12 protein-coding genes are annotated in these 12,352 nt (G+C 69.2%); 3 read left to right on the forward strand and 9 right to left on the reverse strand.

The window, feature by feature from the left end; genetic code table 11:
• Positions 1-201 precede the first annotated feature (201 nt).
• Complete coding sequence (locus G9C83_RS12560) at positions 202-585, forward strand: DUF5820 family protein (RefSeq protein ID WP_167246478.1); 384 nt, start codon at positions 202-204, stop codon at positions 583-585.
• On the opposite strand, the gene G9C83_RS12565 is transcribed toward G9C83_RS12560, so the two are convergent.
• Together G9C83_RS12565 and rqcH are read right to left on the reverse strand one after the other, a co-directional pair.
• Entirely contained in the window at positions 582-1,031 is a 450-nt protein-coding gene (locus G9C83_RS12565) for an AAA family ATPase (protein ID WP_167246479.1), read from the reverse strand. The genes G9C83_RS12560 and G9C83_RS12565 overlap by 4 nt on opposite strands.
• A 452-nt stretch (positions 1,032-1,483) precedes the next feature.
• On the reverse strand, positions 1,484-3,607 hold the full coding sequence (gene rqcH / locus G9C83_RS12570; RefSeq protein WP_167246480.1) for a ribosome rescue protein RqcH: 2,124 nt from the start codon (positions 3,605-3,607) through the stop codon (positions 1,484-1,486).
• Between the two features lie 212 nt (positions 3,608-3,819).
• On the opposite strand from rqcH, the gene G9C83_RS12575 reads away from it, so the two are divergent.
• The gene (locus tag G9C83_RS12575) at positions 3,820-4,026 is read left to right on the forward strand and encodes a hypothetical protein (RefSeq protein WP_167246481.1); all 207 of its coding nucleotides are present in this window, start codon (positions 3,820-3,822) and stop codon (positions 4,024-4,026) included.
• Positions 4,027-4,030: 4 nt separating this feature from the next.
• On the opposite strand, the gene G9C83_RS12580 is transcribed toward G9C83_RS12575, so the two are convergent.
• The gene (locus G9C83_RS12580) at positions 4,031-4,837 is read right to left on the reverse strand and encodes a ZIP family metal transporter (protein WP_167246482.1); all 807 of its coding nucleotides are present in this window, start codon (positions 4,835-4,837) and stop codon (positions 4,031-4,033) included.
• Between the two features lie 99 nt (positions 4,838-4,936).
• Between G9C83_RS12580 and surE the strand changes: the two genes are divergently transcribed.
• On the forward strand, positions 4,937-5,713 hold the full coding sequence (surE, locus tag G9C83_RS12585; protein ID WP_167246483.1) for a 5'/3'-nucleotidase SurE: 777 nt from the start codon (positions 4,937-4,939) through the stop codon (positions 5,711-5,713).
• Positions 5,714-6,322: 609 nt separating this feature from the next.
• On the opposite strand, the gene G9C83_RS12590 is transcribed toward surE, so the two are convergent.
• The 6 genes from G9C83_RS12590 to G9C83_RS12615 all read right to left on the reverse strand — a co-directional run bounded on the left by G9C83_RS12590 (position 6,323) and on the right by G9C83_RS12615 (position 12,313).
• Positions 6,323-7,969, reverse strand: a complete 1,647-nt coding sequence (locus G9C83_RS12590; RefSeq protein ID WP_167246484.1) for a tRNA uridine(34) 5-carboxymethylaminomethyl modification radical SAM/GNAT enzyme Elp3 — start codon at positions 7,967-7,969, stop codon at positions 6,323-6,325.
• 43 nt (positions 7,970-8,012) lie between these two features.
• A complete protein-coding gene (locus tag G9C83_RS12595) occupies positions 8,013-10,091 on the reverse strand; it encodes an OB-fold nucleic acid binding domain-containing protein (RefSeq protein ID WP_167246485.1) in 2,079 nt (692 codons plus the stop codon).
• 81 nt (positions 10,092-10,172) lie between these two features.
• The gene (locus tag G9C83_RS12600; RefSeq protein WP_167246486.1) at positions 10,173-10,436 is read right to left on the reverse strand and encodes a hypothetical protein; all 264 of its coding nucleotides are present in this window, start codon (positions 10,434-10,436) and stop codon (positions 10,173-10,175) included.
• Between the two features lie 24 nt (positions 10,437-10,460).
• Complete coding sequence (locus G9C83_RS12605) at positions 10,461-11,099, reverse strand: YIP1 family protein (RefSeq protein WP_167246487.1); 639 nt, start codon at positions 11,097-11,099, stop codon at positions 10,461-10,463.
• Between the two features lies 1 nt (position 11,100).
• Positions 11,101-11,688 (reverse strand): thymidine kinase, encoded by a 588-nt coding sequence (locus G9C83_RS12610; protein WP_167246488.1) that lies wholly within the window; start codon positions 11,686-11,688, stop codon positions 11,101-11,103.
• 52 nt (positions 11,689-11,740) lie between these two features.
• A complete protein-coding gene (locus G9C83_RS12615; RefSeq protein ID WP_167246489.1) occupies positions 11,741-12,313 on the reverse strand; it encodes an NAD(P)H-dependent oxidoreductase in 573 nt (190 codons plus the stop codon).
• Positions 12,314-12,352: the final 39 nt, after the last annotated feature.

A 12,352-nucleotide genomic window follows, 5' to 3' on the forward strand; every position in this document is an offset into this window, starting at 1 on the left:
AAGCCGAATCCCGGTGCGGAGTGAAAGTGAAACTCTCGATAGCTAGACCAGAAAGACTCGAAAACAAACGCTTCACGCCCGCAATCACAGCGACGGCGCTCCGTCTGACGCCGCTCCACTTTCACCCGCAGACGGGTAGCGGAACCGTGCTGGGTCGCACCGAACCGGCAGACCTTACGGCGCTCCCGGGCAAGCACGCCCATGAGCGCGTTCGACGACCTCCCCGACGGCTGGCGGGTGTGGAACGACGACGAGGGCGGCGCGATTCTCGTCTACCGGCCCGACGTCTTCGACACCCAGCAGTACCCGGCCGCCTGTCTCCCGACGATTCGCGTCACGCCGCGCCCGCCCACGCAGCGCAAGCGCCGCGCGAACTCCCAGTCCTCGGGCTGGTTCGTCTTCCTCCGCCTCGAACCCGAGGTGCGCGTGAAGGACGCCGACGCCCGATTCGACTCCCGGGAGGCCGCAGAAACGGGCGCGGTCGACCTCGCGGAGCGCTTCGCCGCGGGCGGCGTCGACCACCGCGGCGCCTACCAGATTCCCCGCGAGGACTACCTCGACGCGCTCGACGAACTCACGGGCTAAGCGCTCTCCGCGAGCCACTCCCGAACGCGTTCGTACGCGAGGTCCACCGCCTCCTCCATACGGAGAACGTCCGTGTCCACGACGAAGTCGGCGTCCGGCCGGTCGAACTCGTCGTAGATCACCTTCACCGCGCGTTCCGATACACCCTCTCGCTCGTGGTTCCGGCGGATGCAGGTGTCCCGGTCGGCGGTCACCAGAATCACGTACACGTCCGGGAACTCCCGGATTCGCTGTTGGTACTTCGACTCGTAGAACGTCCCGTCGAGCAGCCAGTTCGCGTCGGGCGCGTCCGCTACGCGCTCGAACAGCCGCTCGTAACGCGGCGACGACAGGTCGTCCGTGTGAACCACGCGGAAGTCAAGCCCATGGGCTTCCAGTCGTCGCTCCAGCCCCAGCGCCACCGTCGTCTTCCCCGCCGCGGGCGGCCCGCACACGACCAGTATCACGGCTAGGCTCTCGGTGGTTCGTCGGGTAGGTGTTCGGGTTAGGTCTCGTGCTCGTACGAGTGTGTGCGTCGGTCGTTGACGATGGTTTCTCGAAAGCCCCGAGGCTGTAGATTCGGTGCGCTCGCTGCGCGTCCCGTCACTCGCTGTGCTCATTCCTGCGGTGCTTGTTCCGGGAGAGCAAGCTCTCCCGACGTTCGCCTCACTGCGTTCGGCTCACCGTCGGCCGGGTTCGCCGAGCGAGCAGCCCCTTTCAGTCCCGCCCAGTACTGACTGACCAACCGGATCGGGTGGACTGAAAGGGGCGACGCGCTCGCGTTCACTTGTTCGCTCGCGACGCAAGCACCGAACGAAGTGAGGCGCGCAGCGAGCGAGCGGACGCGAGCGCGCCGGGGCTTTCTGGGCGTTCCCACTGCCTCACGCAGAGACAAAGCACTCCCCGAAAACAACGACTCCTAGTCCCGAATACGGCTGCCGCCCGGCGGCATGTACTTCTGAATCTCGTCGGGGCTGGCGACCTTCCGGACGAACGACTCGTCGGCGAAGCGCTCGCGGAGTTCGCGGTAGATGCGCTTGGCGGCGTCGCCCTGCGCGTACCGCCCGGGCTCCAGTTCCACCATCGTCTCGACGTCCTCGCGGACGGCGTCGATTGGGCCGCCGAGGACGCGCGTGTGCGGCTCGCAGGTGACGCCGACGCCCCACTCCGCGGCGAGGTCCCGGAAGTACGTGCGGTCGCCGCGAATCGCGAACCCGCCCTTCTCCAGGTACTCGCCGCTCTCGGGCGTCTTCGACACCTGGTCGGGCGACACCATGTAGGCGTCACCGGCGCCGCGGCCGTCCTTCCAGACCGAGGAACAGCAGACCGCGAACTGTGCGGCCTGCCGCTTGCTCTTCTCGGGCACTTCGATGTCCTTCGACGGTTCGCTCGGCGCCGAGGTCTTCAGCACGGTAACCGGGCCGCCGTGGGCCGAGGAGTGGAAGAACCGGTCGTAGCGGTCCATGTAGTTCTTCACGAGCTCCTCGTTCTGGTCGGCGTCCCGGCCGCCGATGACGAGGAAACCGTCCGACGTGCGGAACCAGCGGAACCGCTCGTACCACTGCTCCTGCTTGCGAATCGGAATCGACGAGCGGGAGAGCCAGTCGACGTCTTTCGCTTCCTCCTCGTCGTCGGGTTCGGCGGGCTCGTCCTCCCACTCGTCGCGGCGCTGTTTGGCGGCTTCGAGGTCCTCCCGGGTGTTCTCGATGGCCGCGCGGGCGCCCTCCTGTTTCTCCTCGATGCGCTTGGCCTCCTTGTAGTGCTCGTCGGCGTTCTTCTCGACGCCCGCTTCCGGGTCGAGCTCGATGGTGTGGTCGTCGATTTCGACGCGCACCGTTCCCTCGGACTCGTTCACGCCCGCGAACGCGTCCGCGCCGGTGACGTCGCCGGCGGCCTCGCGGAACGTCTCCGCGATCTCCTGCCAGCCGTGACCCGCCTCGCGGGCGTCACGCACCGTCGAGAGGAGGTCGTCGACGAGGTCGTAGTTCGCGTACAGCAGTTCGGCCTTCTCGCGTTCGGCGTCGGCCTGCTCGGCGAAGTCCTCGATGGCCTGCTCCTGCTGTTTGATGATGTGCTCGTGCTTCTGAATCTCCTGCTCGAAGTCCGGCTTCTGGGTGGTCTCCCCGCTCTCCTCCTCCTCGGTCGTGTCGAGGTTCGTGAAGTAGTCGTCGAGGGCGTCGTTGAACCGGTCGAACGCGTCCGACGGGAGGTCCGAGCGCTCGTCGAGCGCGAGCGGCGTCACGTCCACGCGCTGCCCGCGCGCCGCCTTCCCGTCCTCGTTCTCGCCCTCACCCGGCTCGAAGTAGACGCGCGGGTCGAGGTCGCCGGACTGGATCGCGTCCAGCAGCCGTTCGCTGGCGTCGTAGAGCGCGCGGAACTCCTCCTCGGTGGCGTCGTCGATATCCTTCGTCTTCTCGACGCCCGCCCGCGTGCAGAGCTCTTCGCCGTACAGCCCGCCGAAGTTCAGCTGGGTGGCGAGCGTGCGCACGAGGTCGGTGTCAGATTCGCGCATCTTCGCCGCGAACCCCTCGTAGTCCAGTTCGAGGGGGTTGACGCGCGCGCTCGGGAAGCCGTACTGGGAGCCCGGCGCGACCGTCCGGGACTGCAGGCGGACGGTGTCCAGGGAGTCCACGACCTCGCCGTTCTGGTCGACGACGGCGATGTTGCCGTCCCCGAACAGCTCCGCGACGATGGTGGTGTCCTGGTCCTCGCGGCGGAACTCGAACTCCAGAATCCGGTCGAAGCCGTGCTGGCGCACCTCGTGGAAGTCCGCGCCCGAGAGGCGGTTCCGCAGCATCTTCGCGAAGTTCGGGGGGCGGCCCGGCGCCGCCGGCACGTGCTCGGGCGCCGCGACGTGCGCGCGCTTCGTCTCCCCGACCTCTATCAGTAGTTCCACGCGGCCGCGGTCGAAGTCCCGCATCTTCAGGCGGAGGAGGTCGTCGCCGTAGAGGTAGGCCTTGTCGACTTTCGCCCCCTGGTAGCCGTTGAGTTCGGCAGTGAGGGCGACGAGGTCGACGCTCGTCAGCTCCCGCTTCTGGTCCATGCTCCCGTTCTTGACGGGGGGAACCCCTCTGCCTTACGGTATGGGTGGTGCGGCGAAGCCGGACCACCAGACGCGAACGCGGAGCGAAGCGATGCGCGAGCCGCGGGGCCGACCGCAGGGAGGCCACGTTACGACGCGCGCGGCGGTGGATTCTCCGACCCTGCGAGCGCGCCCTGGTGTTATCTCCCCCGTCGAGCAACCGACCAGCACCGATGAGCAAGCTCGCGCGGAAGTTCGACGCGCTGTCGTTCGAGAAACAGAGTATCGTGCTGGCGGCGGTGTTCGACCCGCTCGGGTTCGTCGCCGGCTACCTGCTCGGGCCGTCGGTCGGCGTCGAACCCATCGTGGGCGGCGCGCTCGGAGTCGTCGCGGCCAGCATCCCGACCTCGTTGCACGTGATGCGGCAGGCAGCGACCTGACGTGTCACGCCAGACTCACGTCGAGGTACAGCATCACGACCACGCCGAGCATCAGGCCGAGCGTGGCGGCGCGCTCGTGGCCGTTCGCGTGGGTCTCCGGAACGATCTCGTCGCTGATGACGAACAGCATCCCGCCCGCCGCGAACCCCATCGCGTACGGCAGAATCGCGCCCGACACCGAGACCGCCCACGCGCCCAGCAGCACCATCGGAATCTCCACGAGCCCCGCGCGAACCCCCGTGAGCGCGGCGTACGTCTTACGGTCGAACCCCGCGTTCACCGCGGCGACCGAGACCGCCAGCCCCTCCGGGATGTTCTGCATCCCGATGGCGAGCATCAGCGACAGCCCCTCGCCGACGTTCCCGCTCCCGAACCCGACGCCGACCGCCAGCCCCTCCGGCATGTTGTGGATGGTGATGGCGACGATGAACAGCAGCAGCGGCGCCAAATCCGCCTGCGAGACCGTCTGGTCGCTGCGCTCCCGGCCCGTGATGAGCACGTGCACGTGAGGCACCCAGCGGTCCGCGCGGTCCAGCAGCGCCACGCCCAGCGCGATGCCCACGATGACCTCGACGAGGCCGTTCTGGCCGCCGAGCTCGATGCCCGGTAGGATGAGGCTCGTGAAACTCGCCGCGAGCATCACCCCCGCCGCGAACCCCAGCGCGCCGTCCAGCGAGCGCTGAGAGGGGTCACGCCAGACGACCACGAGCAGCGCCCCGAACAGGTTCAAGCCCGCGATGACGAACCCCGCGACGAGCGCCTGCATCACGGGGTCGCTGCCCGCTACCCGCAGGAACCACGACTCCAGCATACTCGCTTCCTCGGGAGCCGCCGGCTTAAACCCGGGCGTTGACGCCCCGCCGTCGCCGAGACCGGAACGGCTACACGCCGCGAGCCAGTACCGCCCCCAATGACCGAGTCGCTGTCCGTGCTGCTCACCAACGACGACGGCATCGACGCCCCCGGCATCCGCGCGCTCCGCGACCGCCTCGCCGACGACGGGCACGACGTCACCGTCGTCGCGCCCGCCGACGAACAGTCCGGCACCGGCCAGACCCGGACGTTCGAGACCCTCGACTACGAGGAACGCGACGACGGCTACGCCGTCCACGGCACCCCCGCCGACTGCGTCGGCGTCGCCGTCGCCGCCCTCGACTTCACGCCAGACATCGTCGTTTCCGGCTGCAACGACGGCCCGAACCTCGGCGCGCACATCCTCGCGCGCTCCGGCACCGTCGGCGCCGCCATGGAAGCCTCCTTCCTCGGCCTCCCCGCGATCGCCGTCTCCATGTACGACTGGGAGTTCGACCCCGCCGGCGACTGGGAGCCCACGTACGACCAGTTCCACGTCCCCGCCGACGCCGCCGCCGACATCCTCCCCGACTTCGTCGCCGGCGACGTCCTCCCCACCGCCGACTACCTCTCTGTCAACGCCCCCGCCACTGAGTACGCCGACAACCCCGTCAAACGCGTCACCCGTCCCACCGAAGAGTACGAGCTCCAGGCCACCGTCACCGAGAACGGCGTCAACGTCGAAGACCGCTTCTGGGATCAGTTCCTCGACCGCGACGTCCCCGACCCCGCCGGCACCGACCGCCACGCCTGCGTCGACAACGAGATCAGCGTCACCCCGCTGACCGTTCCTCACTCGGTCGCCGACGGCGCCACGCCGGGCGGCCTCCTGTAACCACTTTTTGCTCTGCGTGGGGCGCCGGAGGCGCCCCACTCGGCAAAAACTTGGTGAAAAAGCACTCCTCCTTCACTCCGCGCCTGCGGCGCTCCGTTCGGTCGTCGGCCTCCGCTCCCTCGCTACGCTCGGTCGCGGAGTGAATCGCGCTCGCTCCGCTCGCGCGAATGTTCGTGCCGGCCGCGTAAGTTCAAGTAGTAGAACGGGACCAACCCCGCGCGTGACCTGAATTCCGTCGCGGGGCGCTCCGATCCGAGCAATCGGTACGCTGAGTGCGGCGACCGCCCCGCGAGAACGAGCCGCCTGTGGGCCCCTTACAGCCGCTTGCTGACGTACGGGCCGTCCTGCCGGTATCCCAGTTTCTGCTTGTAGTACTGGCGCGCGCCGATGCCACGACGACCTTTTGCGCTGCGTTCGGCGCAGTGCGCCTCACTCGGCAAAAGCTCGGCCAAAAGCACTCCTTACTCCCTCCGGTCGTTCGTCGGCCCGCTCGCTCACCCCGTTCGCTCGCGGTGAATCCGTCGTCTCGGGTCCGCCGCGAGAGCAAGCTCTCGCGTGCCGTCGTTCGCTTCGCTCACGAGGACTTCGAACCGCTTGGCGACCGAACGCTCACAGCCGCTTGCTGACGTACGGGCCGTCCTGCCGGTAACCCAGTTTCTGCTTGTAGTACTGGCGCGCGCCGATTCCCGAGATGACGCTAAGCTTCCCGAAGCCAGCGTCGGCGGCCATCTCCTCGGCGCGCTCCATGAGGCGCTGGCCGTAGCCCTGGTGCTGGTGCTGGCCGTCAGCCGTGTCGTCGCCGACGCCGACTTCGCCGCCGTAGACGTGGAGCTCGCGGAGCAGCGCCGCGTCCTCCAGTTCGTCCCGGACCGGGTCGTTCGGGAAGCGCAGGCGTGCGAAGCCGACGAGGAGGTCCTTCTCGAAGTCCTCGAAGCTGATGAAGTGCTCCGTGCCGCCCGCGGCGTCGTACGTCGTGACGTCGAGTTCGACGTTCTCCGGGTCCTCGTCGTTCATCCCGGCCTCCCGGCAGCGGATGCACTCGCAGGTGTAGCCGTGTTCGTCCATCTTCTCCCAGGCGAGCTGGCGGAGGTTCGACTTCCAGACACCCGCGTCGATGTGGTCCGCGGGGATGTCCCGCTGGACGCGCTGGAGGCGCGTGTACCGCGGAATCATGTCCATGATTTCCGCGACGAGCTCCGCGGCCTCCTCGTTTCGCAGCGGCTCGAACTCCTCGTTGCGCCACATGTCGTACGTGACGGTGTCGCGGACGACGAGCGTCGGGTAGATCTTGAGGTAGTCCGGCTTCCAGTTCTCGTCCTCGAACAGCCGCCGGAAGTCCTCCAGGCACATCTCCTTGCTCATGCCCGGCTGGCCCGGCATCATGTGGAAGCCGACCTTGAACGCGGCGTCCCGCAGCCGACGGTTCGCGTCGATGGACGCCTGCACGCCGTGCCCGCGGTGCATCTCGCGGTTGATGCGCTCGTAGGTCGTCTGGACGCCCACCTCCACCTTGGTGCCGCCGAGGTCGAGCATCCGACTCACCTGCTCGGGGTCACACCAGTCGGGCTTCGTCTCGAACGTCGTCCCGATGTTCCGGATGTCGCCGTGCTCGTTCTCCGCGATGACGTCTTCGAGGTAGGAGAACTCGTACTCCTCGGGGTCTTGCGCGAACGACTCCGTATCGGAGGGATTGGGTTCCTGCTCGGGGTCGAAGTCGTTGAGGGCTTCGAGCGCGCGCTTCGCGAACCACTCCTGGTAGTCGTGGCTGCGCGCGGTCATCGTCCCGCCCATCACGATGAGCTCGACCTTGTCGATCGGATGGCCGATCTCCCGGAGCTGGTGGAGCCGCAGCGTCACCTGGCCGTACGGGTCGTAGTCGTTCTGCACGCCGCGAGCGGCCGCGGGCTCGTGGCCCGTGTACGACTGACTCGACGAGAACTCGCTGGCGGGGCCGCCCGGACAGTACAGGCACTTGCCGTGCGGGCACATGTGCGGGCTCGTCATGATGGCGACCGGCGTCACGCCCGACGCGGTCCGCACGGGCTTGCGCTGGAGGACGTCTTCGAGGTCCTCGCGGCGGTCCTCCGGCGCGAAGTCCAGCAGGTCGGAGTGCTTGGGCACCTTCGACGCGGAGTGCTCCGAGCACACCTCGAGCTTCGCGCTCTCGACGTCGTCCTCGTCGACGTCCCCCTCGAGGATGCGTTCGACGAGCTCCTCGCAGGCGGCCTCGAATGCGGAATCGGCGTCCGCGCTCATTACTCCGTAGAAGCCCCCGAGCGCGAAAAAGCGTGTCGTTGCGTTACGCGAGCTGGTCGGCGATGGCGTCGACGACGGCGTCGACGACCGCTTCCTGCTCGCCGGAGAGGAACTCGATGCGGCCGTCGCGGGCGCCCCGCGGCTCGACGCCGGCGTCCGGGAGCTCGTCGGCGACCGTCTCGCCGGCCGCGCGCACGTCGACCGCGCCGTCGCTGCGGACGCGGATCTCGTCGCCGCTCACGCCGACGAGCACGTCCGCGCGGTCGCGGCGCCGGTAGAGCGCGTCGAGCAGCAGGTCGACCGGCGGGAAGTCGTACTGGTGGGTGTACGCGTCGACGTCCAGCGTCTCGAACGCGACGCCGTCCTGCCCGCGGACTTCGAGGTGGGGTTCGGCCGTCGCGAGCTCGGTGTCGAGGCGTTCGCGGAACTGCTCGGAGACGTGCTCGATGAGCGAGTCGTCGGCTTCCCCCCAGAGCAGGTCCGAGATGAGCTCGCGCTTGTCCTCGTAGGACTGGTAGAACGCCTCCAGCGCGATGGCGTCCCGGAGGTCGGCGAGCGTGTCCGCGCTGTAGTCGGTCTGCGACGCGAGGTCCGCGTACGCTCCCGGCGTGTCCGCCCAGTAGGCGACCGCGGGCAGGTGGTAGAGGTCTTCGCGGACGTCGCCGTTGACGAGCGCGGCGAGCTGGGAGCCGAGCGCGCCCGTGTTCACGGGCGGCTCGCCGGCGACCGTCGGGCTGACGAGTACGTCGGCGCCCGCGGCGTCGTCGGTGTAGCCGCCGTCGATGGCGACCGTGTCGGCGTCGTAGATGTCCAGGAGGTCGATGGCGTCCGTGGACTCGCTGGTGGAGCCGGCGCCGACGAGCACGAACAGCGGGTGTTTCTCGTCGTGGCGCTCGGCGGCTTCGAGCATGCTGGTGACGTCGCCGGTGGCGTCGTCGATGGTGTAGAAGGCGTCGTCGAGCGGGCGGCGGTCGACGTAGTGGTACTCGGCGTCCTCGCGAGCGTGCTCGCCGCGGATGAGCGGCAGAAGTGCGCGCTCGATGGCGGTACCGGCGACGTAGCCCTCGACGGTCGCGGTGTGGCGGACGATGACCGGGCGGGCTTCGACGACGGCGCGCCGAATCTCGGTGGCGGCGTCGACGAGGTCGTCGACGACGGCTTCGACGGCGTCGTCGTCGGCGAGCAGTTCGGTGTCCTCGGGCGTGGCGCGCTCGGTGAGCGCGTCCTCCATGCGGGCTTCGACGGCTTGCGCGTCCGCGCCGTCGAGTTCCACGAGGTCCTCGGTCTCGACCTGGAGTTCGCCGCGGCGGCGCTCGACTTCGCCCACGATGCGGGCGACCGCGCCGGCTTCGACGTCGGGGTAGGCGCGGACGCCGGCCTCGACGAACGCGGCGCAGTCGATGGCGCCGGTCTCGTCGGCGAGCTCGAACACCGTCGGGCCGCTGGTCTGGCGGACGCTCGCGAGTTCACCCTCGACGGCGACCGTCTCGTCGACGTGGTCGTCGAGGTTCGCGACGGCGACGCGTTCCACGTCCTCGTCGTCCTCCGTGTCGGACGCGTCGGCGAGTTCGGGCTCGTCGTCCGAGTCGTCGGGTTCGGCAGTTTCGGGCTCGCTGTCGGATTCCGTTTCCTGTTCTGTGGGCGCCGATTCGGTCTCGTCGCCGCGCTCGAACTCGGCGTCGTCCTCCGTGACCGGCGTACCGCCGTCGGCGGTGCTGGTCTCGCTGTCCTCGTCGTCGGGGAGCTCGGCGTTCGAGTCGGCGTCGGGGTCGTCGACGAGGTGGCCGCGGAAGTCGCGGTCGTCCTGTCGAATCGACCAGCCGAGGTCGACGTTGTCGTTGTCGTGGACGTCCGTGACCTGGACGTACACTTCGTCGCCGGCGTCCCACGCGAGGGATTCGAGGCGACCGGGGACTTCGCTGCGGTGGAGCAGGCCGGTGACGGAGTCACCGACGTCGACGAAGACGCCGAAGTCGGCGAAGCCGTCGATGGTTCCCTTGTAGTAGCGACCGCGCGTCAGTTCGTCCGGAGAGCTGCCGCGGAACTCGAAGGCGACGTCCTCCTCGTGGGTGTCACAGACACGGCCGTCCGTGGAGGAGCCGCAGATGATACACGTACCCATTTGCTTCGAGAAAGCGGGTGCTGCCGTAAACGATTATCGAAACGCCGCCCGGAACGCGCGCGCTGTGAGCCGTCGCCGCCGTCACTCGAAGACCGGGCTATCGGCTTCGAGCGCCTCGACGTCGGCGACGATGTCCCGGACGTCCTCGGGGAACAGCGCGACCTGCACTTCGTTGCCGTCGTCGTCCTCGAAGACGAGTTTCACGCGCTTGTCGCCGAACTCGCGGGCCTCGGCGGACTCGACGTCGAAGAGCTTGGCTTCGGCGGTCTTGTTCGAGGGACCGACGTTCTGGATGGCGCCGTCCGTGAGTTCCACCATGAACTCAGAGAGGTTGATGTTGAGCACGCGAGTGGGTTCGCGGGCGACGCACTAAACAGCGAGCACCGCGGCGGCGCGGCCGACCCACGGCATGACGTCCGCGGTCCGCGGGAACACCGCGGCGGTCGCGGCGAACCAGCCGAAGCCGGAGCCGTACGCGAGCACGCCGGGAACGAGCGCGGCGGCGAGGGCGCGCGGGAGCGACGTGTCGTGGACGATGCGCGTACCGAGGACGAGCAGCGCGAACGCCCACAGCCCGCAGACGAACGTCACCGCGGGCATCGAGACGCCGACGAACGCGCAGGGCGCGCTGGCGTACGCGAGCACCTGGACGGTCTCGCTGACGCCGCCGCGGTCGGGCGCGACGGCCGCGAGCGCGAGCGTCTCGACCGCGGAAAGCGCGTGCAGCGCCGCGGGCGCGACCAGGAGCACGGCGAGCGCGAGCGTGAGCGCGGCGGCGAGCCACGTCGGCGCGGGGAACGCCAGCGCGCGGCTCGGGTCGAGGAGGAGTCGCGTTCCCTGCACGACGAGGACGACGGCCATCGCGAACACGAGTCCGGGCGCCTGGTCGCCGGGCGAGACGGCTTCCTCGAAGAACGCCGCCGGGTTCACGAGCACCTGCGTGAACGACTTCGCGAGCCCGACCGGCCCGCGCTCGCGGCCGCCCTCCGGCTCGACCCACGTGGTCATCTCAGCCCCGCTCGACGACGTGGCAGTTCCGGCAGCGCGCCTCGTAGGACTCCTCCGCGCCGACCATGATTGTGGGGTCGTCGTAGTGGGCGGGCTCGCCCTCGATGAGCCGCTGGTTCCGGGTCGCGGGCTCGCCGCACTGCGTGCAGATGGCCCGGAACTTCTCGACGTACTCGGCGACCGCCATCAGCTGCGGGATGGGGTCGAAGGGCTCCCCGCGGAACGTCTGGTCGGTGCCGGAGACGACGACGCGGCGGCCGTCGCTCGCGAGGGTCTGGCAGACTTCGACGAGTTCGTCGGGGAAGAAGTTCGCCTCGTCGACGGCGACGACCTCCTCGCCGTTGAGGTGGCTGGGAATCTTCGAGACGCCCTCCGCGGTGGTGTCGACGACCCTCGCGTCCCACGTGCGGCCGGCGTGCGAGCCGAGCGTCGACTCGCCGTACCGGTCGTCGACGGCGGGCGTGAACGCGGCGACCTCCTGGCCGGCGATCTCCGCGCGCCGCAGCCGCCGCAGCAGCTCCTCCGTCTTCCCGGAGAACATCGACCCCGTGATGACCTCCACCCACCCGGAGTTCGTGATCGCGTGCATGCTCGGAACGGGGGCAGTCGGGCGGCAAAACGCTTGCTCATCTCGCGCGCCGTCACGCGCCCTCGTTCTGCTCGCTCTCGAAGGTGTGGGGCTCGGGCTCGATGTTCGCGTACCGGACGACGCGCTCGCCGAGCGTCGCCACCCGCTGTTCGAGCTTCTCGTCGGCGAGCTCGCCGCCCTCGACGCGCGAGGAGGCGTTCGGCACGGCGGCCTGGTACGGGAGCACCCACGCGTCGAGCGCGCGCAGCACCGACCGGAGGTGGTCGAGCGCCGTGATGGGGAAGCTGCCGCCGGCGACCGCGAGCAGGCCGACGGTCTTGCCCTCGAACTCGTCGAACCCGCAGTAGTCGACGGCGGTCTTCAGCGGCGACGCGTAGCTGCCGTGGTACATGGGCGTGGCGAGCACGACGGCGTCCGCGGCGCGGACGCGCGCGGTCAGTTCGGCTGCGTCGCCGGGGTCGTCGCGGTCCGGGTCGAAGACCGGGAGGTCGAGTTCGCGGAGGTCTACGAGGTCGGTGTCGGCGCCGAGGTCGGCGGCCTCGTCGAGCGCGCGGCGGAGCGCGATGCGGGAGACGCTGGCGTCCCGGAGGCTCCCGCAGACGCCGACGACGAGCGTGTCGCTCATGGGTCCGTAGTCGGTCCCAGCGGCCAAAAACCCACCCGC

This window comes from Halobacterium sp. R2-5, assembly GCF_011734195.1.
GTDB lineage: Archaea > Halobacteriota > Halobacteria > Halobacteriales > Halobacteriaceae > Halobacterium.